This is a genomic window from Gilliamella sp. B3127, assembly GCF_026536935.1.
Classification (GTDB): Bacteria; Pseudomonadota; Gammaproteobacteria; order Enterobacterales; family Orbaceae; genus Gilliamella; species Gilliamella apicola_E.
Window position 1 is genome coordinate 218,431 of sequence record NZ_JAFNNI010000001.1, and the last position, 24,915, is coordinate 243,345.

A 24,915-nucleotide genomic window follows, 5' to 3' on the forward strand; every position below is an offset into this window, starting at 1 on the left:
CATTCTATTTTATTTAAACAACGATCATCTTAAACTGGTTAATAATTTATCATCTTATAATTAATCAAACGATTTATTGAATTAACTTTTATAAAAATTGTTATTTAAAAAAGCTCGTTTTTTACATAAAACAGTGTTAATTTGTCATTATGTAAAAATTGAATTTATTTTCTTATAATCATGGATTTGATTCACTGTTCTGATCTTAAAACCATTTTACATTCCAAGCGTGCTAATATTTATTATTTAGAACACTGCCGGGTTTTAGTCAATGGTGGTCGAGTTGAGTATGTCACCGATCAAGGGCAGCAATCATTGTATTGGAACATTCCGATAGCTAACACCACCTGCATTTTGCTTGGTACAGGTACTTCATTAACGCAAGCTGCTGTCCGTGAACTTTCAAGAGCCGGGGTAATGATTGGATTTTGTGGTGGCGGCGGAACACCACTATTTGCTTCGACCGAGTCAGAGTTTGCTTGTCAATTTTTTTCACCTCAAAGTGAGTATCGTGCAACTGAATACTTACAAAGTTGGTGCCAATTTTGGTTTGATGATCAGCGCCGATTACAAGCAGCTAAAATGTTACAACAGCATCGACTTAACATCATTCAATCGAGTTGGTTAGAATTTGATTGGACAGTAGATCAAAATCAATTAACTAACATTATCAACGATGCCAGAGAACAGTTTGATACGGCTAAAAATAGTCAATCTCTGTTAACAGCAGAAGGACGATTTAGCAAAAGATTGTATGCAATGGCAAATCAATTAACGTTGCAAGATGACAAATTTAAAAGAGAGCATGCCACTCGAAATAAAAGCCATGATCCTGCTAATCAATTTTTAGATCATGGTAATTATTTAGCTTATGGTTTAGGTGCTACGGCTTGTTGGGTATTGGGTTTACCACATGGTTTAGCTATTTTACATGGCAAAACTCGACGTGGCGGCTTAGTTTTTGATGCTGCTGATATTATTAAAGATGGCATGGTTTTACCTCAAGCTTTTATATCTGCTATGCAAGGTGATGATGAGAAAACATTTCGTCAATCTTGTATTTCACAATTCGCGCAATTAGGCGCGCTCGATATGATTATTGATACGTTAAAACAAATAGCGGATAAAACATGAATATTTTACTTGTGAGCCAATGCAAAAAAAGAGCATTAACAGAAACCCGCCGAATCATCGATCAATTTGCTGAGCGTTGTGGTGAACGAACTTGGCAAACACCGATGACTTCAGCCGGTTTACAAACGCTTTATAAATTATTACGAAAAACCGCTCGAAAAAATACTGCTGTTGCTTGCTATTGGACACATGGAAAAAATCTGACTGATCTCCTTTGGATTGTCGGCGATAAAAGCCAATTTAACCAGCAAGGACGAGTGCCGACTAATCGTACAAAACGAGATATTTTACGTAATAACAGCGAAGAGACTTGGCAATATACAACATCAATTCAACTTATTACCACCATTGCTGCTTTATTACATGATCTAGGTAAAGCGACTATCGGATTTCAAAATAAATTACGAGCGGAAACAGCAATAGCAGGTGATCCTTATCGGCATGAGTGGATTTCATTACAAATATTTTTATTAATGATTAAAAATTGTACTAGCAATCAAGCCGTATTGGAACGGCTAGCCAATTTTTCAGAATATCAAGAGCAAAATCCAAACTGGCATCAAGATTTAACATGCACCGAAAAAGGTGATTTAACTCAAACACCCTTATTAGCTCAATGGATTGCTTGGTTAATTGTTTCACATCATCGAATGCCTTTTTTATCGGATTCGATGGGTGGTGATAAGAAAAAAAAGCAGAAGAATGAACTATTACTTGCTAACTTCAAACAAGACAATTTTTATAAAACACTAAAAGCCGTTGAAGGTTGGGTTAAAAATAAAAATAGTCAACATGCTAATCCAAACTCTTTTTGGCAGCTTAAAGATGATATAACGTTAAGTAATGCATGGTTAAAAAAACTCTGTCGTTATGCAAGTAAAGCACTTAATCACCCGCCTTTAATGCAGCTAACTGCAATTGATGAATTTTTATTACATATATCTCGTTTGAGTTTAATGGTTGCTGATCACAATTTTTCAAGTTTATCTTTGGTAAATGATGAAGCAGGTAAAAACAAAGAAATCTTGATTGCCAATACCAATTATCAAAAAAAACCGAAACAGCGCTTAGATGATCATTTAATTGGTGTTGCTAACTTATCAGCTCGATTTGTTCGATTGCTACCCAAAATGGCAATGGAATTACCAGCAATTAACCACCATAAAGCATTTACACAACGTACGACAATCAAACGTTTTCAATGGCAAAATCATGCATTTGATTTGGCTAAAAGTTATCAGAAAGCTAGTGATGAAAATGGTTTTTTGGGGATAAATATGGCATCAACAGGTTGCGGTAAAACGTTAGCGAACGGCCGAATTATTTATGCATTAGCTAATCCTAAACGTGGTGTGCGTTTTACCATTGCGTTAGGTTTACGGGTATTAACATTGCAGACAGGTAAAGCGCTTAGAGACAGACTACAACTGACAGATGAGCATGTGGCAACCTTAGTTGGTGGAAGTGCGTCAAAAACCTTATTTGAGTTAGAAAATGATACAAAATCAGAACAAAAGAGACGAGAAAATAACACCTATAACGAGCAAAATTCACAGAATCATAATCCTGAAAGTTACGGTAGCGAATCTATCGAATCTTTAATGGATGAATACGTTGATGTCGTTGAAACAGGCATTGCTGATACCGAATTGGGAACTATTATTGAAAACAGTAAAGCTCGTCAATTACTTTATACCCCAATTGTCACCTGTACTATTGATCATATTATTCAAGCTAGTGAAGGCACTCAAGGTGGTAAATATATTGCACCAACATTAAGATTGCTTACTTCTGATCTCATATTAGATGAACCCGATGATTTTGATCAACACGATCTTCCTGCTTTAGCTAGATTAGTTCATTTAGCAGGGCTTTATGGTAGTAAAGTATTGCTTTCTTCTGCTACTTTAACCCCCGATCTGATAGCTGGTTTATTTGACGCCTACCAAGCCGGAAGGAAAATATGGAATCAAAATAATAGTAGTCAAAGCAGTAATCGTATTATCTGCGGTTGGTTTGACGAATATCATCAGTCAGTCATGCCAATTGATGATCTTAATCATTTCAAAAATGAGCATCAACATTTTGTTCACTCACGCATAATGCAGCTAGAAAAAGAAGCGATTCGTCGTCAAGGACATATTCTAAAATTACTGGATTATCAGAAAAATAAAAAAGCGAATGAAAAACTCAATTACCATATTTTAGCAAAGCAAATTCTGGAACAAGCAAGCCTATTTCACGAGCAATATCATCAGACTGACGAGATATCAAAAAAACAGGTCAGTATTGGTTTAATCCGATTTGCCCATACTGAAGATGTCATCGCAATTACTAAACAGATATTTCAGCAACAAACATTACCTGACGATACTGTATTTCATATTGTAGTTTACCATGCCAGACAACTTTTATTGCTACGTAGCCAATTGGAAGAAAAACTAGATAGAATTTTAAACCGTAGCGATCCGAAAGCATTATTCAACCAACCGGAAATTATTGAAGCAATAAAACACAGCAAAATACAGAATCACATTTTTATCGTCATTGGCACCCCTGTTACTGAAGTAGGGCGTGATCATGATTATGATTGGGCAATTGTCGAGCCCTCATCTATGCGTTCCATTATTCAATTAGTCGGACGCGTTTGGCGACACCGTCCTGATAAATCCACGCATAGCCCAAATGTAGCAATCTTAGGCAGTAACATCGAATCGATAAAAAAAGGAAACAATTATTGTTCAGTGGAAGCTTGTTTTGCCAGACCGGGTTTTGAACAAGAGCCTAATTTTTTACTAAAATCACATAAAAGCGAAGAAATTATACCAAGCAAACAACTCGAAAATATTAATGCTATTCCACGCATAGTTTCATCACCAGAAGATGGTTTAACGCTTGCTGAATTAGAGCATAATGTCATGGCGGACTTATTTGCCATTAATGCTCATACAAGCAACTATGTTACTTGTTATTGGCAACCTAATTTGGCACATCATCATTGTGTGCATTTGCAAAAGATCTCGCCATTTAGAATGAAAAGCCCAAAAGAAGATGATTACGTCTGTCAGTTAGATGAAGATGGTAATCACAATTTTAGTTATGCCGAAAATGCATGGCAAAAACCAGATGAACAATGCCCTGAAACAGAAAATTACGCTATCCAATATCAAAATTGGCAGTTAGATAACCCAAAAGTACAAATATGGCTATCAAATACCGTACAACAAGCCATGGAAAAACTAGCCGAACATTTGCCAAATAAAAACCAATATCGGCTGGCAAACGAATTTTGCACAGTTAGTTTAGCAAGTGGAACACGCTGGTGCTTTAATCCTTGTTTTGGGTTTTATAAGGAATAAAAAAAGGAATTTGACGATTTTTTATATAGGCAGTATTTAAAAAGTTAATGTTTTAATTATATTTATTATTGAAAATAGGAGGGCCAATGAATAGTATTTCTTGGCAAGATATTAGAAAGGTAATCATAAACTTTCTAACGCAACGGCTTGCTAATAATAGTAGCTACAAAAGTGAGCTTGTAAAATTAGCTAAAGCTAGAGAAAACAATGATTCATTAGCAATTACTGAATCACAACAAAAAATTAATGATTTATTAAAGCGTTATGATTTTGAAACTTGGATGGAAGATGCAGCAACCAGAAGGATATTCTGGATATCTATAGCTTCACATATTAGTAAAGGGATTCATTCTTCAAATCTAGGTGATAATAATAATTATCTAACGCAGACTAAGCCAATCAATCAGACAGTTATATCTTCCGCTACACTAACTACGTTACCACTTGATTGTTCAGGCAATGCTGCAGCTTTAGATATATTTTCATTATTAAATCAAGTTGTAACCGGTGAAACAACACTATTGCAATTGATTATAGAAGACCATCCTGCCGTTTTGGATGCTTTATCTGACGATAAACAAAAAGCATCGCTTTATTTAGCCAATTTAAAAAAAGCTATATTTAATGAATTTGAACATCCTAAAGCTTCAGAACTCAATAAACAATTTTATTGGCCAAATAACCAAGAAAGCTATTTAGCTCATCTAGAAAATAATTATCGGTTATTAGTTCCATTGCATCCTAGTTCGTTATGTCATGTAGTTTATCAGAAAGTGCAAGAAAGGTTTTCCGAACAGAACAAAAAAGCCCGTGAACAAAGAAGGATAAAAGATGCAGTACATGAACCCTATTTTTCTTTTCAAAATTTAGCTGTGGTTAAGTTGGGTGGCAGTAATCCTCAAGGTGTAAGTCAATTAACCAGCAATCAAGGTGGTCGAAATTTCTTATTACCTTCAATACCACCCGAATTCAAATCTTCCAAATTTCCGTCGATTACCGATCACAAACAAAATATTTTTGATAATTCAATGCAATATTTTTGTCGGTTTGGTTTTAGATTACTCTTTGATATGGTTCAGGCGCCTAAAAATGTCGTTGAAGAAAGAGATAATCGTAAAGATGCTTTAGATATTATCTTATCTTATATCCTTAAGTTTGCTAAACATATCCAGCAAACCATGCCTGCTGGTTGGAGTAGGGAATACTCTCTAAAATTTAGCCAAAAGCTTTGGCTAGATCCTAATCGAGCAGAGTTAGAAGATGAAGAAGATTTCAAACAACACTATGATAAAGGTGATTGGCTAGGTGATATTAAACAAGATTTTGCTTTTTGGATTCAATGCGTGTTGAAAAATAAATTTAATAATATCAGTGAGCAATTTTCAGATCCTGAATTTAATGAATGGCATAGCGAATTTAGCGCAGCGGTAAAAGCGAGTCAACGTAAAAAAGAGGGGGTTTTCTAATGGCTTCGTTAAATTATTATCTACTTTTTGACCATGTTAAAATTCACAATGCTAATGCTATATCAAGCCCATTGACTTATGGTTTTCCGGCTATTTCTGGATTTTTAGGTGCTATTCACGCTTTAAATCGAAAAATCGAATCCAAAGAACCAATTTATCTTGACGGGGTATTAATTGCTTGTCATGAGTGTGATGTACAAGTTTATCGCCCTAATGATTATTCAGATTATATTTTTCGGTTAACTCGCAATCCATTAGCAAAAAATGGTGATACTCGCTCAATCATCGAGGAAGGTAAAGTTCATCTTGATGTTAGTTTATTAGTAGAAGTGAAAATCGAAAATATTGATACGCTCTATGACGAAGAACAACAACAAGCATTTGTTACGCAGATGAAGCAAAAACTTTATCAACAACGTATAGCGGGTGGGCACATAGTCTCAATTGAAAATGTAAAATTAATTTCTTCTGATGAATCAGATAAAACCTTAGCTAATATGTTGCTGCCTGCATTTGTTTTAGTTGAAGCACAACAAGAGTTAAAAGATATCACTGCTGAATTACAACTAAAGAATCCTAATGCCACGCAACTCGATGCTTTAGTTGAAACTGCAATGCTTCATCATCAACCGCAAGAAAAAGATCATTGGCAAACTACTTCAATAAAGGAAGGGCGAGGTTGGCTAGTACCTATTCCACTCGGATATCAAGCTATTTCACCACTATTTCAAGCCGGAATGGTTGAAAATGCACGTAGCAATGAATATGCAACACAATTTGTTGAATGTATCTATGGATTAGGTAAATGGGTATTTCCTTTGCGATTAAAGGGACATTTATCCCAAGCTTTTTGGCGTTATCAGTGTAGTAAATTGCAATCGAATAACGCAGACATTTATATGATTAATCAAAAAACTAATTAAAAATTTAGCATTACTAAAAAGGATGAAATTATGAGTAAAGATAAATTCGCAACCGCTTCAGTTTTAGCATTCGAACGCAGTTTTGATATTTCGGATGCCGTTTTTTTACAACAAGTTGATACAGACGATAACAATTTATATCCTGTTTTTATATCAGAAAAATCCGTTCGAGGGACAATTTCTAATCGCCTTAAAAATGCTGTTACTAATGATCCCGCAAAATTAGATGCCGAAATTCAAAAGGCTAATTTACAAACGGTTGATACCGCTGCGTTAGATACCGATAAAGATACATTAGTGGTTAAATGGAGTTGTAAAGTTCTGCCATTTTTAGGCAAACCATCAGTATGTAATAATATCGAGTATCAAGAAGAATTAACAAAAGTGACCAACGATTATATAAAATCTAACGGTATGAAAACGCTTGCTAAACGTTATGCCATTAATATACTTAATGGTCGTTGGTTATGGCGTAATCGCATGGCTGCTGAACAAATCACTATTTCGATCATTCACAATAATAAACCTGTTATTCATGTAAATGATGTTAAACAATATCAACTTAACTCATTTGAATACGAAGATAAAGCAATAGAAGATCTTGCTAAACTTATCGAAGCTGGACTATCTAACAAAGAATTTATTATCTTCGACATAGTAGCCAAATTAAAAATGGGCTTAGGTCAAGAAGTGTATCCTTCACAAGAGTTAATCTTAGATACTGGAAAAACAAAAAGTAAAGTACTTTATGAGAAAAACGAATGTGCAGCTATGCACTCGCAAAAAATCAGCAATGCTATTCGAACAATTGATACCTGGTATGATGAAAAAGCAGAGTTTCCAATTGCTATCGAACCTTATGGTGCCGTCACAACTATGGGGCATGCTTTCCGTCAACCTAAACAAAAACATGACTTTTACACGCTATTTGATAACTGGGTACTAAAAGGGGATAAGCCATCACTTGAACAACAACATTATGTCATAGCGGTATTGATTCGCGGTGGTGTATTTGGTGCAAGTGGTAAGGAGTAATTATTATGCTCACTCACTATTTTGAACTAAGAGCAATCCCACAACTTGAGATAACTGAAACAGAAGTGATTAACCAAGTGATGCAATCACTTCATCAAGTTTTGGTTAATTATCAAGGTAATATTGCGGTTAGTTTCCCTTGTTATAATGTTCATCGAACATTAGGCGGAATTATTCGATTATTTGGTGATGAAGCTCAGTTACAACAATTTAAAACTGCCTTGCAGACGGTGGTTAGTGATTATACTATCGCCTTACCAATAACCTCGGTACCAACTAATATTAAAGGTTACCTACGTTTAATTCGCGTCAATCCTAAAGGGCAAAGCGCTTTAAGACGAGCTGAAAAACGTTTAACTGCACAAGGTAAATGGTCAGATGAAGTAAAAAATAAAATGATTGAAAAATGGAGTAGCGTTCAATTGAATTATCCACATCTTCATTTCACTAGCAAAAGCACTGGTCAGAACTTTATCATGTGGTTAAGACAAGAAAAGTGTACAACACCTGTGCAGGGTAAATTTAACAGTTATGGACTAAGCAAAATAGCAACCATCCCTGATTTTTAATTAAGTATTAAGGGCATTATCATAATGCCCTTAACGCTTTTTATCATGCTCAGTAAGATAAGCTTCAAAATTTTTTGAAGAAAGCTTTTTTTCAAATACAAAAAATACCTTGGTATGTTGCTGTAAATTTACTTTAAGCTAAAAAGTTTTTTGGGCTGTTTCACAGCAAAAAAGTTGAGGAATGGGATTTTGTGGGGTTCAAAATATAAACTTTAATAACCCTTTTTTTTAGCTAAAAATAAAATTATTAAAAAATCAATACATTGTAAAATCGTTAAAAAAAAGGGTTTTGAAAACTAAAATTACTCTTTGTCTTTTTATAAACGATGTTTATAGTATGTAATGTTCTACTTTACAGCTGCATAAGTTGTTTAGAAATTGCCATTTTTTTGCTGCTGAGATATTGAAGCCTTTACAGCTGCATAAGTTGTTTAGAAACGCCCTTTTTATAATCAGCAAAAGAGGGCGCTCTTTACAGCTGCATAAGCAGTTTATAAACCTTATCAATGGTGAATGAGGACACAATAAAATCTTATGAAAGCGAAGCCTAAAAAGTTGAGGAAAGGGTTTTTTAAAACTTAAAAATACACCGATTAATCCTACAAACAAGCTATTTTCCTTTTTCTGTACAATTATACTTACAATGTTTATAGTAGCTTATATTCTTAATTAAGATTAGTTTCGGTCGCTTGTTATATTATGAAACTTCAACAATTACGTTACATTTTAGAAATAGCTCGCTCAGGCTCGATTAATGAGGCTGCTAAGAATCTTTATATTACTCAGCCTAGTCTTTCTACTGCGGTTAAGGATTTGGAAGCCGAATTCGGTATCGAGATTTTTGTAAGAACATCAAAAGGGGTTTCACTTTCGGCTGATGGTGTGGAATTTTTGGGGTATGCTAAGCAGGTTTTAGATCAAGCTCAATTGTTGGAGCAACATTTTTCAAAAAAAGAACCCTCTAAGCAGTTATGCAGTATTTCAACGCAACATTATGCGTTTGCAGTTAATGCGTTTGTTAATTTAATCAAGAAGAATCATACAGATGAATATGAGTTTACCTTACGTGAAACGCGGACTTACGACATTATTACTGATGTTGCCAATTTGCGTAGTGAAGTGGGTATTTTGTATCTGACCGATTTTAATCAAAAGGTTATTTTGCGACTGCTTAAAGAGCATCGTCTTACTTTTAATCCTTTGTTTGAAGCCGATCCTCATGTGTTTATTAGCACCCATCATCCTTTAGCTGCTATGAAGTCGTTGACGCTTGAAGATTTGGAGGATTTTCCATATCTCTCTTTTGAACAGGGTGAATATAACTCTTTTTATTTTTCGGAAGAGATTTTAAGTACCGTCTATCATAAGAAAAGTATTCATGTAAGTGACAGAGCGACGTTGTTTAATTTATTGCATGGGTTAAATGGTTATACAATTAGTACTGGCGTACTCAGTACTGATTTGAATGGTTCGGATATTTTGTCTATTCCTTTAGCCGTTGATGAGAAGATTTTAATCGGTTGGATAACTTCGCAAAAAGCGCAATTAAGTTTGTCGGCGCAAAATTATATTGAAGCGTTGAAAAAGCTTATCCAAGAAGAATATGGTTTTAAACTTAAATAAGCGTTTTAAATTACTAAATCAAATTGCTATTTCAATAAATTCCAGTATAATTGCGCACAATTCATATATTGATTATATGAATACCGAGGAATGTCTGAATTAGAGATCGGTCATTCCATTTTTTTATTTATTTTAAGAGGTTTATTATGTCTCTAACTGTAGAAGCAAAAGCGAAAATCGTTGCTGAATATGGTCGTGGTACTAACGACACTGGTTCAACTGAAGTTCAAGTCGCTCTTTTAACTGCGCGTATTAATGATTTACAAGGTCATTTTTCTGAGCATAAGAAAGATCACCATAGCCGTCGTGGTTTATTACGTATGGTTTCTAGCCGTCGTAAATTATTAGATTATTTACGTCGTACAGACTTTGACCGTTATAACCAGTTGATTCAAAAACTAGGTTTACGTCGCTAATATTTATCTACTTGAAAAGAGGCTTAGGCCTCTTTTTCGTTGTATAAATTTAGGGCTTTGCTATAATGCTGAGCTCGAAAAGCATGTTTAATTGCTTTGTAGAGAAAAATTAATAAAAATAGAAGATTATGTCTCATGTTTCGCGCGACTAATGAGAGCTCTATAATTTATAGATTTGTCATTAGTCGTGACAGTGAAATAATCTTTTGTTGAGTATCCCCCACATGGTTGAAGTGTGTATCAATATGTTCCAGCATTGCGCTGCTTCCTGTCGAAATATCAAACTTCAACATGATTTATAACAAGAGGAATTTATTTTGTTTAATCCGACATATCAAAAATTTCAATATGGTCGTCATACAGTTACATTAGAAACGGGTATTATGGCGCGTCAAGCAACAGCTGCGGTTATGGTCAATATGGACGATACTGCGGTTTTTGTGACTGTAGTAGCTAATAAGAAAGTGAAAGAAGGGCAAGACTTCTTTCCTTTAACCGTTAACTATCAAGAACGTACTTATGCAGCAGGCCGTATTCCAGGTGGTTTCTTTAAACGAGAAGGTCGTCCGAGCGAAGGCGAAACGTTAATTGCTCGTTTAATTGACCGTCCACTTCGTCCTTTATTCCCAGAAGGTTTTGTTAATGAGATTCAAATCATTGCAACTGTGGTGTCTGTAAATCCAGATATTAGCCCTGATTTGGTGGCGATGATTGGTGCATCGGCTGCGCTTTGTTTATCTGGCGTACCGTTCCATGGTCCAATTGGCGCAGCACGTGTTGGTTTTATCAATGATGAGTTTGTGCTAAATCCATCAGTTAAAGAGCTAGCATCAAGCCGTTTAGATTTGGTTGTTGCAGGTACCAAAAGTGCCGTGTTAATGGTTGAATCAGAAGCTGATTTGTTAACAGAAGATCAGATGTTAGCTGCGGTGGTTTTTGGTCATGATCAACAACAAGTTGTTATTGATAATATTAATGAGTTTGTAGCGAAAGCGAACTGTGAAAAATGGGATTGGGTTGCACCAGCTAAAAATGAAGAGCTGTTTAATGCTGTTTCTGACTTAGCTAAAGCTCGTTTAGGTGAGGCTTATCGTATCACTGAAAAACAAGCTCGTTATGCACAAATCGATTTGATTAAAGAAGAAGTGTTAGCGGTACTTAAAGAGAAAGACGAAGAGCTTGATGAAAACGAAGTTATCAATATTATTGTTGATTTAGAAAGTCAAATCGTTCGTCAACGTGTTATTGCTGGTGAGCCACGTATTGATGGTCGCGAAAAAGATATGATTCGTGCGCTTGATATTCGTACCAATGTATTGCCAAGAACGCATGGTAGTGCTTTATTTACGCGTGGTGAAACTCAAGCACTAGTGACAGCAACATTAGGAACTGAACGTGATGCTCAGATTATTGATGAGTTAACTGGTGAGTATACTGAGCGATTCTTATTACACTACAACTTCCCTCCATACTCAGTAGGTGAAACTGGCATGGTTGGTTCGCCAAAACGTCGTGAAATTGGTCATGGTCGTTTAGCTAAGCGTGGTGTTGCTGCTGTAATGCCAAGTAAAGAAGAGTTCCCATATACTGTTCGTGTGGTTTCAGAGATTACTGAATCTAATGGTTCTTCTTCAATGGCATCAGTTTGTGGTGCTTCATTAGCGCTTATGGATGCAGGTGTGCCAATTAAGTCTTCTGTTGCAGGTATCGCAATGGGGCTTGTGAAAGAAGGCGATAACTTTGTGGTGTTATCTGATATTTTAGGTGATGAAGATCATCTAGGTGATATGGACTTCAAAGTAGCTGGTACCCGTGAAGGTGTGAGTGCACTTCAAATGGATATCAAAATTGAAGGTATCACTAAAGAAATTATGCAAGTTGCATTAAATCAAGCTAAAGGTGCTCGTTTGCATATTTTAGGGGTGATGGAACAAGCAATTAATAAACCTCGTCAGGAAATTTCTGAATTTGCTCCCCGTATCTATACGATGAATGTTAATCCAGATAAAATACGCGATATTATCGGTAAAGGTGGTGCTACAATTCGTGCACTAACTGAAGAGACTGGTACTACCATTGAAATTACTGATGATGGTACTGTTAAAATTGCGGCAACTGATGGCAATAAGGCTAAAGATGCAATCGAACGTATTAATAATTTAGTTGCTGATGTTGAAATTGGTAAAATCTATACTGGTAAGGTAACCCGTATTGTTGATTTCGGTGCTTTTGTATCAATTATTGGTGGTAAAGAGGGACTTGTTCATGTTTCTCAAATTGCTGATCACCGTGTTGAGAAAGTTTCAGACTACTTGAAAGTAGGTCAAGAAGTGAATGTTAAAGTACTTGAAATTGATCGCCAAGGTCGAATTCGTTTAAGTATGAAAGATGCTGTTGAGCCGAATTCTGATGTCGAGCCAGCAGCTGAATAAGATATTATTCACCAGGAGTTAAAAAATGAGATTATTCAACCTGAGGATGTTGTGCTGTATTCTTGCAGTCATTATTTTGTCAGGTTGTTCAAATTCTCAGCCGTTACTTGTTGCTCCTGAGCAAGTTACCTATGACGATGAATTGAAAATAGCGCAAATTAGTCAGCAGTTATCAAGTCGCGATCTTGATACCTCATCTAGGATGCAGCTTATTTTTGAACGAGGAATTATTTACGATTCATTAGGTTTTAAAGCATTTGCACAAAGTGATTTTAACCATCTTTTAAGCTTTAACCCAGAAATTCCAGATGTATATAATTTTCTGGGTACTTATGCGTTGAGAGACGGTGATTTCGATAATGCGATGATGGCGTTCAATACAACATTAGAGCTGGATTCTTCTTATGCTTATGCCTATTTTAATCGTGCAGTAACTCTGTATCGTACAGGGCATTATCAAGCTGCAAAGCTTGATGCAGAAAAATTTTATAAATATGATGTCAATGAGCCTATTCGAATTTTATGGCTTTATTTGATTGAAAAAGAAATAGATAAACAAGCTGCCTTAACTCAGCTACAAAAACGTTACGATCTTATTAACGATAAATCGAGTTATGGCAGTAATATCATTGCATTTTATTTAGGTAAGATAAGCGAATCTAAATTAATGCAAAACCTTCAACAAGGTGTTGAAAATGATCGGCAATTAGCCGAGCGCCTTTGTGAAGCTTACTTTTATTTAGGTAAATATTACCAAAGTAAAGGTAACAATGAGCGTGCCAAAATGTTATTTAAATATGCTTTAGCAAATAATATTTATAACTTTGTTGAACATCAACAGGCGCTCTATGAAATTAAGTTACTTGACGAAAAGTAACAAGGGTCATGCCAGTTTAAAAGTGAAAATATTGTTATAGCGTAGTTCTGATTTGCCCAAAATATATTCTCGATTCTTTACATGTTTCTTATCAATTGTATTTTTTCAAATATCAATTGCATTAGAATAAATGGCTATTTGATTGAGTAAGTATTGGTTATTAGTTATTGGGGTGAGTTGTAAATTTTCAATTTAGTGAGCTGGCATAAATTTATATAGGCTTCTTTATTTTGGTATAGTCATAATTTGTGATGTATGCAGTAATCCTCATGAATTATCTTGATTAATAACAATCAAATGTAATCCTAACCAAATATTAAGCGTATATAGGCAAATTTATAAGCGAGTTTACATGACAAAAGAAATATCTTTTATTGACCTTGGTTTATCTGAGGAAATCCTTAATGCATTAAATGATCTTGGTTTTACCAAACCATCACCAATCCAAGCTGAATGTATTCCCTTACTATTAGAGGGTAATGATGTATTAGGTATGGCTCAAACAGGTAGTGGTAAGACTGCAGCCTTTTCAATCCCTTTTTTAATGAATATTGATGCTAATTTGAAAGCGCCACAATTATTGGTTTTAGCACCAACACGTGAGCTAGCTATTCAAGTTGCTGATGCTTGTGCTGAGTATTCTAAATATGTAAAAGGGGTTAAAGTATTAGCTCTTTATGGTGGTCAACGTTATGATGTGCAATTGCGTGCATTAAAACAAGGTCCTCAAATTGTTGTGGGGACGCCTGGTCGTTTATTAGATCATTTAAACCGTAAGACTTTAGATCTTTCTAATCTTAAAGGTTTAGTATTAGATGAAGCTGATGAAATGCTAAGAATGGGCTTTATTGATGATGTTGAAAGCATTATGGCTTCAATTCCAGAAGATCATCAAACGGCGCTGTTTTCAGCAACTATGCCAGCCCCAATTCGTCGTATTACTAAACGTTTTATGCATAATCCAAAAGAAGTGCAAATCAAAGGGACTAATCAAACGGCTCCCGATATTGATCAAAGCTATTGGTTAGTACGCGGTATGCGTAAGAATGAAGCAATTGTGCGCTTCTTAGAAGCTGAAGATTTTGATGCTGCGATTGTTTTTGTGCGTACTAAAACTGCAACTTTAGAAGTAGCAGAAGTATTAGAAAAACATGGTTATAGTTGTGCAGCCTTAAATGGTGATATGACGCAACAACTACGAGAACAAACACTCGATCGTTTACGTAATGGTCGGTTAGATATTTTAATTGCAACCGATGTTGCAGCGCGAGGGTTAGATGTTGAGCGTATTAGCTTAGTAATTAACTATGATATTACACTTGATTCTGAATCGTATGTTCATCGTATCGGACGAACTGGACGCGCTGGACGAGCAGGGCGAGCGATTTTGTTTGTGGATAGTCGTGAGCGTCGTTTGCTTAAAAATATTGAGCAAACTATCAAGAAACCCATTCCGGAAGTGGCACTACCATCTAAAGAATTACTTGAAAAACGTCGTTTGGCTAAATTTACTCAGCAAGTTCAACAACAACTTGAGAGTACGGATTTAGATCAGTATCAATCGTTATTAACTCAAATCCAAGCTGATAGTGGTACAGATCTTGAAACGATTGCAACTGCACTGTTACGTTTAGCACAAAGTGATCGTCCGTTAATTCTTCCTCCTGATCCGGTCTTTAAACCAACAAGAGAATATCGTGATGGTCGAAGTGGTGAGCGTCGTTTACGAGGCGATAATCGTGAGTCTCCAAAACGTCGTGAGCGTCGAGATGTTGGTGAGATGGATATGTACCGTATTGAAATTGGTAAAGAAAACGGTGTTGAAGTGCGCCATATCGTTGGTGCAATTGCCAATGAAGCTGATATTAGTAGTCGCTATATTGGTAATATCAAACTTTACGAGACTTATTCAACAGTAGAATTACCAAAAGGTATGCCTAAAGATATCCTTAAGCACTTTGAGCGCGTTAGAGTGCTAAATCAACCGATGAAAATGAGTTTAGTTACAGGTAAACCATCTGAAGCTAAGCGTGGAAGTAGAAGTAGTAAACCTGAGTCTAAGGATAAGGGTTTTGCGAAAAAACGGGGTCGCCCATCAACACCTAAGTTTTAGGACTTTAATTCATCTTAAACCTCTGCATCTTATGGCAGAGGTTTTTTTTCATTTAAATTGTTGCCAGCATTTTTGGGTAACGTGATAAAATCAATCATCGCCAATAAAGTCATTCCTGCCACCATAAATAATGCTAACCGAAAATCTTCAATCATTATCTGATTATGTTTATTATAGCTTGACGCAATAAATAGAAATAAGGCACTTAAAACAATGCCTAGCACGTTGTTTAGTTGTTGAAAAAGGGTTGATAAAATATTAGCGCTTTGCATTTCGTTTTTTTCAATTTCTGAAAAACTTAAGGTTGTTATTGTAGTAAATTGGATCGAACGTGCACCACCAGAAAAGAATAGAACCAATATAATCCAAATGATTGGTGTTTTTGGTGTGAAGAGCGCACACAATACAAAACTAAATGACAATAATAGACCATTAACGATTAGAATTTTACGAAACCCAAACTTGTGAATTAAAGGTGTATTAATGGTTTTGAAAATGATATTTCCTGCGAATAGTGAAAGTAATAAGGAACCAGCTGTTAATGGTGACCATCCAAAACCGACTTGAAACATTAGTGGTAAAATAAATGGAGCACTGTTTAAACCCATCCGGATTAGTGATCCTCCAAAGAAGGTCATTCTAAATGTGCGTTTTGAAAATGCGTATAGGCTAATTAATGGGTATTGTGTATGCGTGAGATGATAATAGGCGAAGATTAATATTAGGCAACCTGCAAAGGAAGTGCCGAGAGCTAGCCATAAACGACTATTTGAGTGGGAAACCATTTCAAGTCCATACACAAACAATAATAAGCCTAAGCCACAAGCGATAAATCCAACAATATCAAATGAGCGTTTTTCAGGTAGTTCTTTAGGTAATAGGTGATGAGCGAAAAATAATGCAATAAAGCCTAATGGAATATTGAGGATAAATATCCAATGCCAAGTGAGATATTGGGCAAAAAATCCACCAATAATGGGTCCCATCAATGGTGCAATTAAACCTGGCCAAACGAGAATTGATATTGTGCTAACAAGATGCTGTTTTTCAGTTCGACTTAGTACTACTGTTCTACCTACTGGCACCATTAATGATCCCCCTAAACCTTGAATCAATCTTGCGATAGTAAACATGGTTAGGTTAGTCGATAAAGCACACAATATTGATGCCAACATAAATAATATAATTGAAATCGAGAAGACACGATAAGCTGTAAATCGATTTGCGATCCAGCCACTCGCGGGAAGGACAATTGTAAGTGCTAACATATAGGCGCTAATACCGATAGATAAATCTTGTGGATTAGTTAAAAATGATTTCGCCATTGCGGGAATTGCTGTGGTTATCACCGTAGCGTCTAGATTTTCCATGAAGAAGGTTGCCGCTACTAAAATAGCCATTTTACGAATGTGATTATAGTGTTCCATAATATTACAAATTAATTCAAAAATATAAAAATTAGGAACTAATATACGCTAAAAATTTTTTCCGTGGTAAAGCTTTTTTACATTTTGCCCTTGGTGTTTATTCAGAGTATACTAATACCAATTCAATCGGTGAACAGAGGTATAGGATGACAGATTCTCTAAATAAATGTAAAGCTAATGAAACACCAGCTTGTTGTTGTGTTGATGTCGGCACAATTATTGATAATGAAGATTGTAGTGCAGAATATGAAAATATTTTCACAACTGAATCAGAAGCAAAAGCAAAATTAGCCTCTTTGACACAAGCAGCTAAAGATGTTGAAACAGAACCTTGCGAAATCAATAGCAGCATCGATAAAGTAGAAAATGGCTATAAATTGACAGCTAAATTTACTTTCTGTTGTGGTGCAGAATGTATGATCTTCCAATTAAAATTACGTTAATTCCTGTTTTATGAAGATTTGTATTATGAGGCATGGTGAAGCAGGTTTTTCTGCTTCATCTGATGCAAGTCGATCATTGACTGATTTTGGTAGAAAACAAGCCAGTTTGGCTGGTATATGGCTTAATCAGCAAGATTTCAAATTTGATTTAGGGTTAGTTAGTCCTTATCTAAGAGCACAACAAACTTTCTCTGAATTGTCTTCATACTGCCACATACCTAAAGTTGAAACTGATAATTTTTTGGTGCCAGGTGGAAGTCCTTCCCATATTGCCGATTTATTAATGACACTTCCCGCTCGTGGGATCGAGAATGTAATTATTGTTTCCCATCTTCCTTTAGTTGGTTATTTGGTTAATGAATTATGTCCAGATGTTTCACCACCAATGTTTCCTACAGCTGCTATTGCTTGTGTTGAACTATCATCCAATGCGGCAGGAAAGTTAGAATGGTTTCATGTAGTGGAATAAAAAAACTTAATCTTTTTGATTTACCGTTAACAGGTCGAACGCTGATCGAAGCGTCGGCTGGGACTGGTAAAACCTATTCGCTCGCATTCATTTATCTCCGGTTATTACTTGGGATTGGTAAAAATAACTATCCTACACCGCTCGAGGTTAATCAAATTTTAGTTGTGACTTTTACAAAAGCTGCAACTCAAGAACTTAGATCGCGAATAAGACAAAATATCCAAGAACTGCGTTTAGGACTTTTACAAGGTCGTCATGAAGATCCTATCTATCAACAGTTAATTGATTTAGTTGAAGATAAATATGATGCTATCCAAAGACTAACTCAAGCTCAACAATCAATGGATGATGCAGCGATTTATACTATCCATGGTTTTTGTCAACGCATTTTAACTAGCCATGCTTTTGAATCTGGGGTACTGTTTGAGCAGACCCTAATTACTGATGAGCAAGACCTAAAGTTACAAGTTGTCCAAGATTTTTGGCGTCACTATTTTGTTCCGCTTGATAGAGCGTTAGTTTATTTAATTCTTGATTATTGGCAAGATCCAAAATCGTTATTATCAGATATTAATCCTTATTTAAATTTTGAATTTGATCAATCGAAAGAAGAGAATTTTGACATTACTAAAAAGATCGAGCAGTTTTATCGAAAACATCTTGAGCAGATCGAATTAGTTAAAAAACTGTGGTTAGATTCTGTTGCAGATCTTCCTGAAATCATTGCTCGATCAGGAGTTAATAAACAATCTTATAATAACCGCTTTTTACCGAATTGGTTTGCTAAAGTGACTGCTTGGGCTGAATTACCCACCCAATCATTCAAAATACCTAGTGAATTAACTAAATTTAGCCAATCGATTTTAATTGAAAAAACTAAGCAAGATAAAGATCCTCCTGTTCATGTTGTTTTTGAAAAGATCGATCGGTTATGCAATAGTGCTATTGATTTACGTAGCGAAATTTTAATGGATATCGTTAGCGTCATTCAAAAAGGTATTTATGCGCAAAAAGTTAAACTTGGTAAGATGAGTTTTGACGATTTATTAAGCCAGTTAAATCGCGCCTTACGAGCTAGAAATGGAAAGCGATTAGCACAAAGTATTGCGCAAAAATATTGCGTGGCTTTGATTGATGAATTTCAAGATACTGATCCTGTGCAATATAAAATCTTTGATCGTATCTATGATCGTTATCCTGAATCAACCGGTTTACTGTTTATTGGTGATCCGAAGCAAGCTATTTATAGTTTTCGTGGTGCGGATATTTTTACTTATTTAAAAGCGAAATTATCAACCGGTGAAAATAATTTTACTATGCAGGTTAATCATCGCTCCTCATCGTCTATGGTTGATGCAGTCAATGCACTATTTAGCAATCATGATAATCCTTTTATTTTTGAAAATATTTCTTTTTTTCCAATGGAAAGTGCTGAAAGAAATCAGCATAAAGGATTGATCATCAATCAACGTGAAGTTAATGCGTTAACAGCCTATTTATTACCTGATGAAGTTACCACAAAAACAGATTATCAAGAACATATTGCTAGCTGTTGCGCTAAGCAAATTGTGACTTGGTTGACAGATCCAACAATTTTGATAAAGGATAAAGATGAGCATCGTTCAATCACCACTGCTGATATTGCGATTTTAGTCCGAACTGGGCGCGAAGCCGAAATCATCCAACAAAAATTGGCTGCTTTTGGGGTTAAAAGCGTTTATTTATCCAATCGCAATAGCGTATTCCTATCTAAAGAAGCACAAGAGATTCTTTATCTATTACAAGCTGTTTTAATGCCCGAAAATGAAGCGGCTTTGCGTTTAGCTTTAATGACGACACTATTAGGGCAAACAATGGCCGAGCTGGAGCAAATTATCGATGATCAAGATAAATGGGAAGGGTTGATAGAGGAGTTCAAACAGTACCAGATTATTTGGCAATATTATGGTGTATTAGTAATGTTGCGGAGGATGATGAAAAAGCGTAAGTTAGCTGAAAATATCCTAGCTAGCCCAAATGGTGAACGTACATTAACTAACTTTATGCATTTAGGCGAATTGCTGCAAGAAGCCGCTGATGAACTAGATAGCCCACATGCTTTGGTTCGTTGGTTATCTAGGCAAATTGTCAGCCCTGACTCTAATATAGAAAATCATGAACAACGCTTAGAAAGCGATGAAAATTTAGTAAAAATTATTACGATCCATAAATCAAAAGGTTTAGAGTTTCCTATTGTATGGTTACCATTTGCTGCCCAATTTCGTAATTCAGATAGTCAGTTTTATCATGATAAAAATAATGATTATCAACCCACTTATGCTTGGTTATTAACCGATGATGTCAAACAACAAATTGAAGATGAACGTTTAGCTGAAGATCTACGATTACTTTATGTGGCGATGACGCGCTCAATCTATCATTGTAGTGTTGGCTTAGCATCATTGAAAAAGAGTCAATCAGCAATTGATTATTTATTAAAAGGCCAATTACGCTCGATTGGTAAATTTGCTGATTTGGTTGAACTACAATTACCTATATTGGGGGAGCAGTATACTGCCACAGAAGCTCCTAATATGTTACTGGCTGCTAATGAATTTAAACGTAAATTATCTAATAGTTGGCGAGTGACAAGCTATACCGAGTTACAAAAACATAACAATGGTTTTAATTTAGCTAGTGATTGGAGTGAGAGTCGTGTGCCGCCAGATGCTTCTTTATTATCTGAGGTGCAATATGACATTCATCATTTCCCAAAAGGTGCTTATGTTGGTACATTGTTACATTCCATTATGGAAAATTTAACGCCAAGTAATGCCGATGAGTTATGTACAACTACGATTAAAAAATTGGGTTTGGATGAACCTTGGTTAAGGGTACTAAATGATTGGCTTCAACAAGTATTAACAACTAAGCTACATCAAGATTGTTCGACATTAGCCAGTATTTTAAATAGCAAATGCATTAATGAACTACAATTCTATTTTCCTATTCGCCATGCCGTGACTAGCTCGCAACTAGATAGTTTATGCAAACAATACGATGATTTATCTAAACAGTGTCCACCTTTAGATTTTGAAACGGTACAAGGCATGTTAAAGGGATTTATCGATTTAGTGTTTGAGTATCAAGGTAAATATTATATTGTTGACTATAAATCAAATTGGTTAGGTGATGGTATAGAGGCCTATACTGAGCAAGCATTAAATCAAGTAATGTGTGAGCATCGTTATGAATTGCAATATCAACTTTATTGTTTGGCGTTGCATCGATTTTTGCGAAGTCGTTTACCCGACTATCGATATGAAACTTATTTTGGCGGAGTTTACTATCTATTCTTACGTGGGCTTCCTGATAAAGGTATTTTTTACCATCTACCAAAACAAGAGTTTATTGAGAAACTTGATAAATTGTTTGATGGTGAGAATTTAACTTAAATAAAAAGGCACAAATAGTTGTGCCTTTAATTTTTTGAAGAAATTATGTAAATCAACATGTAAATTTTAGTTGATATCGATAATGTTTATCGGTTAGTAAATATTCACTGTGAACATTTGGTGTCCAAGAATCATCACCGCCTATTCCCATATGATAAGCATCAATACTAACATAGGCGTCTTGTTGTGGTTCTAATAAGTGTCTATGACTTTTTTCCATCAACTGTTTAGTTCCATATTGATTGATGTTAAATTTAAATTGATGACCAGTAATCGTCATCTCATTAAGTGTTAATTGTTTTACATCACAGCGTAGGCCGTTTTCACATGGATAAATGTAAGGTGTGTAAAGTTCAGAAAATGGTAATGACCAATCACCAAAAATCGCTGAAGTTTTTCGATCTGGATAATTTTCATGTGGTCCTAAGCCAAGCCATTTCACCTGTTTTGGTATCCCTTTTAATTGATACGTCAAACCTATACGAGCTGGTGCTGGCATGTCATTGGCAATGTCCACTTCAACTGAGATAGTTAAGATACCATCTTGATCAAACTGATGTACCCACTTACTTTGAATAACTTTGCGTTTTTTCACCGAGTAGCTGTGCAAAACTTCAATGATCACATAATTCTCAGTTTGTGATGCTCTTATTGCTAAACATTTGTGGCTTAAATCAAAGTAACCCGCCGCCTTCCACTGTTCGACCCATGCATATGGATTGTTATTACTGTCAAAGTCACCACTAATTCCAATATCATTATCGATTGGTGCTCGTATAAACTGATCTGCAATAGCGCTGGCTAATAGTGGTTTTTTGTTTTTGCTCCATTGACTAAGTTGGCCAGTTTTTTTGTTGATTTGCCAACTTTGGTTCTTCCAATTAACAACAAATTCGGTTTTATTTTCAGTTAATTTTAGTGATGTTTTGTTGTTACTAAATGCTAATTGTGGAATAAACCTATTGGTTAATTTAAATTGTTCCCAAGCCACAACGTGTTTTGCTGGAGACCAAGTAGTAGCTCTATTTTGGATGACTCTGAGTGATAAGTGTAAGTCTTCACCATCAAAGTTATTATCAATGTCATCTATAAGTTTGAGTTCAATAGAGTTATTAGGTGAAATAGTCAGTTTAACTTTACCACTTTGTTGGATTTTACCATCAACCAACAATTCCCATTCTAATGTTTCATTGTTAGTAGTATAGAATAAATACTCACTCTTTACTTCAATAACTAATGGTTTTTGGTTTATAAGTTTAAATTGGAAAGGTTGTTGTACTTTTTTAGCTTCAATTAAACTTGGGTGTGCTTGGCGATCAGGAAACACTAAACCGTCTAAACAAAATTGTCTGTCATGATACGCTTCACCAAAATCACCACCGTAAGCCCAATAACTTTCGCCAGATTTGGTATGGCAACGAATACCATGATCAGCCCATTCCCAAATAAATCCTCCTTGTAATCGAGGATATTGTCTAAAGGCTTGCCAATATTTATAGAATGCACCTAGACTGTTTCCCATTGCATGAGCATATTCACATAAAATGAGTGGTCGCTCTTCATCTGGCATGGATATCCATTTTTTTATCGCCCATTTAGGCACATTAGGATGAGGTTGATCTTGTTCAACTCGGGCATACATAGGGCAAATAATGTCAGTAGCTTTAGTATTGGCACCTCCACCTTCATATTGCACTGGACGAGTTGGGTCATTGCTTTTTATCCATGAGTATAGTGCATCATGATTTGCCCCGTGCCCTGATTCATTTCCTAATGACCAAATAATTATGGCAGGATGATTTCGGTCACGTTGAACCATGCGAGTTACTCGTTCACTATAAGCTGCTAACCAACGAGGATCGTCAGATAATCGAGACATTGGGAACATGCCGTGCGATTCAATATTGGCTTCATCAACTACGTATAGTCCAAATTCATCACAAAGTTCATACCAACGAGGATCGTTAGGGTAATGGCTGCAACGTACAGCGTTGAAGTTGTGCTGTTTAATTAACTTGATATCGTGCAACATGGCTTGTACGGTAACAGCATAGCCCATATCAGGATAAAATTCGTGACGGTTAGTTCCTTTAATAAGAAGTGGTTTACCGTTTAAACAGAGTTGCCCATGTTTGATTTCAACAGTTCGGAAACCAATATTATAAGCCTCTGATTCAATCAAGCCGGTTTTCTTATGATTTAAGCTAACAACTAGTCGGTAAAGATTTGGGGTTTCGGCACTCCACAATTGTGGTTTATTGACGGGAATATGGCATGTCATTCGGTCATTATATCCACCTTTTTCATCAACAAAAGATATTCCGATTGGTTGCGTTTGTTCAAGAATGAGTTTGTCTTTTTGCCATAACTCAATACCGACATTTAGCATGTCTATCTCACTGTCATGCTTTACGTTAACTTGCAATGTTAATATTGCATTTTGATAGCAAGCGTCAAGCTCCGTTTTAACATGAATATCACTCAAATGTGATTTTGGTTTGTTAAGTAGTGAAACTCCACGGAAAATACCACTTAATCGCCACATATCTTGATCTTCTAAATAACTACCATCACACCATTTCAATACTAATACAGCAATTCGATTTTCACCTTCTTTTAAAAAAGGCGTTAAATCAAATTCAGCAGCGATTCGACTGTCTTGTGAATAGCCAACCCAATTGCCGTTACACCAAAGATGAAATGCTGAGCTGACACCATCAAATATAATTCTTGTGTCCCCTTTATTTAACCATTTTTTATCAATTTTAAAATAGCGAGAATAGCAACCAGTTGGGTTATCTTCAGGAACAAATGGGGGATTATAAGGAAATGGATATCGGATATTAGTATAAACAGGCGCATCATAGCCATGTAATTGCCAATTTGATGGAACTGGAATAGTATTTTTATCTATTTCTTTTTTTAACCATGATACAGGTACTTGTTTTGGATTTTGGTAATAACTAAAAAACCAGTCACCATTAAGTGAAATAATGGCACTTGAATCAGCATTATTTTTAGCACTTTGCTTGTTTCGCCAACTATGAAATTTTGGATGGGTATCAAGTTTGTTCATGCTTAATACAGATAGATTATTCCAATCTTGTCTGTTGATAATATCATCTAGGGACGGATTCATAAGCCTCTCCATTTGTTCAAGTATATCTGATAATGTCTAAAATCTTTTTTGACTTT

16 protein-coding genes are annotated in these 24,915 nt (G+C 35.6%); 14 read left to right on the forward strand and 2 right to left on the reverse strand.

What is annotated here, in order from left to right; translation table 11 throughout:
* Nucleotides 1–180: 180 nt before the first annotated feature.
* From cas1f to J3U00_RS01030, 11 genes are all read left to right on the forward strand, one after another.
* Nucleotides 181–1,134 carry a type I-F CRISPR-associated endonuclease Cas1f gene (cas1f, locus tag J3U00_RS00980; protein ID WP_267331233.1) on the forward strand — a complete coding sequence of 318 codons (954 nt, stop codon included), beginning with the start codon at nucleotides 181–183 and terminating at the stop codon, nucleotides 1,132–1,134.
* Entirely contained in the window at nucleotides 1,131–4,493 is a 3,363-nt protein-coding gene (gene cas3f / locus J3U00_RS00985; RefSeq protein WP_267331234.1) for a type I-F CRISPR-associated helicase Cas3f, read from the forward strand. The genes cas1f and cas3f overlap by 4 nt, the downstream gene beginning before the upstream one ends.
* 86 nt (nucleotides 4,494–4,579) lie before the next feature.
* On the forward strand, nucleotides 4,580–5,959 hold the full coding sequence (gene csy1 / locus J3U00_RS00990; protein WP_267331235.1) for a type I-F CRISPR-associated protein Csy1: 1,380 nt from the start codon (nucleotides 4,580–4,582) through the stop codon (nucleotides 5,957–5,959).
* Nucleotides 5,959–6,882, forward strand: coding sequence for a type I-F CRISPR-associated protein Csy2 (csy2, locus tag J3U00_RS00995; protein WP_267331236.1), 924 nt, complete (start codon nucleotides 5,959–5,961; stop codon nucleotides 6,880–6,882). The genes csy1 and csy2 overlap by 1 nt, the downstream gene beginning before the upstream one ends.
* A gap of 30 nt (nucleotides 6,883–6,912) precedes the next feature.
* Nucleotides 6,913–7,917 (forward strand): type I-F CRISPR-associated protein Csy3, encoded by a 1,005-nt coding sequence (csy3, locus tag J3U00_RS01000; protein WP_267331237.1) that lies wholly within the window; start codon nucleotides 6,913–6,915, stop codon nucleotides 7,915–7,917.
* Between the two features lie 5 nt (nucleotides 7,918–7,922).
* Complete coding sequence (cas6f, locus tag J3U00_RS01005) at nucleotides 7,923–8,486, forward strand: type I-F CRISPR-associated endoribonuclease Cas6/Csy4 (RefSeq protein WP_267331238.1); 564 nt, start codon at nucleotides 7,923–7,925, stop codon at nucleotides 8,484–8,486.
* A gap of 699 nt (nucleotides 8,487–9,185) precedes the next feature.
* Entirely contained in the window at nucleotides 9,186–10,109 is a 924-nt protein-coding gene (locus J3U00_RS01010; protein WP_065562201.1) for a LysR family transcriptional regulator, read from the forward strand.
* A 146-nt stretch (nucleotides 10,110–10,255) separates the two neighbouring features.
* Complete coding sequence (gene rpsO, locus J3U00_RS01015) at nucleotides 10,256–10,525, forward strand: 30S ribosomal protein S15 (RefSeq protein WP_065562200.1); 270 nt, start codon at nucleotides 10,256–10,258, stop codon at nucleotides 10,523–10,525.
* Between the two features lie 317 nt (nucleotides 10,526–10,842).
* Complete coding sequence (pnp, locus tag J3U00_RS01020; protein WP_267331239.1) at nucleotides 10,843–12,957, forward strand: polyribonucleotide nucleotidyltransferase; 2,115 nt, start codon at nucleotides 10,843–10,845, stop codon at nucleotides 12,955–12,957.
* Nucleotides 12,958–12,982: 25 nt separating this feature from the next.
* On the forward strand, nucleotides 12,983–13,834 hold the full coding sequence (gene nlpI / locus J3U00_RS01025; protein WP_267331240.1) for a lipoprotein NlpI: 852 nt from the start codon (nucleotides 12,983–12,985) through the stop codon (nucleotides 13,832–13,834).
* A 352-nt stretch (nucleotides 13,835–14,186) separates the two neighbouring features.
* Nucleotides 14,187–15,947: a DEAD/DEAH family ATP-dependent RNA helicase gene (locus tag J3U00_RS01030; RefSeq protein WP_267331241.1), complete on the forward strand. Its 1,761-nt coding sequence runs from the start codon at nucleotides 14,187–14,189 to the stop codon at nucleotides 15,945–15,947.
* A gap of 29 nt (nucleotides 15,948–15,976) precedes the next feature.
* On the opposite strand, the gene J3U00_RS01035 is transcribed toward J3U00_RS01030, so the two are convergent.
* Complete coding sequence (locus J3U00_RS01035; RefSeq protein WP_267331242.1) at nucleotides 15,977–17,374, reverse strand: MFS transporter; 1,398 nt, start codon at nucleotides 17,372–17,374, stop codon at nucleotides 15,977–15,979.
* A 146-nt stretch (nucleotides 17,375–17,520) separates the two neighbouring features.
* On the opposite strand from J3U00_RS01035, the gene J3U00_RS01040 reads away from it, so the two are divergent.
* Genes J3U00_RS01040 through recB form a run of 3 tightly spaced genes read left to right on the forward strand, consistent with a single transcriptional unit; the run spans nucleotide 17,521 to nucleotide 21,720 of the window.
* On the forward strand, nucleotides 17,521–17,817 hold the full coding sequence (locus tag J3U00_RS01040; protein WP_065562196.1) for a YfcZ/YiiS family protein: 297 nt from the start codon (nucleotides 17,521–17,523) through the stop codon (nucleotides 17,815–17,817).
* 25 nt (nucleotides 17,818–17,842) lie between these two features.
* Nucleotides 17,843–18,286, forward strand: a complete 444-nt coding sequence (gene sixA / locus J3U00_RS01045) for a phosphohistidine phosphatase SixA (RefSeq protein ID WP_218058379.1) — start codon at nucleotides 17,843–17,845, stop codon at nucleotides 18,284–18,286.
* A complete protein-coding gene (gene recB, locus J3U00_RS01050) occupies nucleotides 18,265–21,720 on the forward strand; it encodes an exodeoxyribonuclease V subunit beta (RefSeq protein ID WP_267331243.1) in 3,456 nt (1,151 codons plus the stop codon). The genes sixA and recB overlap by 22 nt, the downstream gene beginning before the upstream one ends.
* A gap of 52 nt (nucleotides 21,721–21,772) precedes the next feature.
* Here recB and J3U00_RS01055 read toward each other — a convergent pair whose 3' ends face one another.
* Nucleotides 21,773–24,871, reverse strand: coding sequence for a beta-galactosidase (locus J3U00_RS01055; RefSeq protein ID WP_416379863.1), 3,099 nt, complete (start codon nucleotides 24,869–24,871; stop codon nucleotides 21,773–21,775).
* Nucleotides 24,872–24,915: the final 44 nt, after the last annotated feature.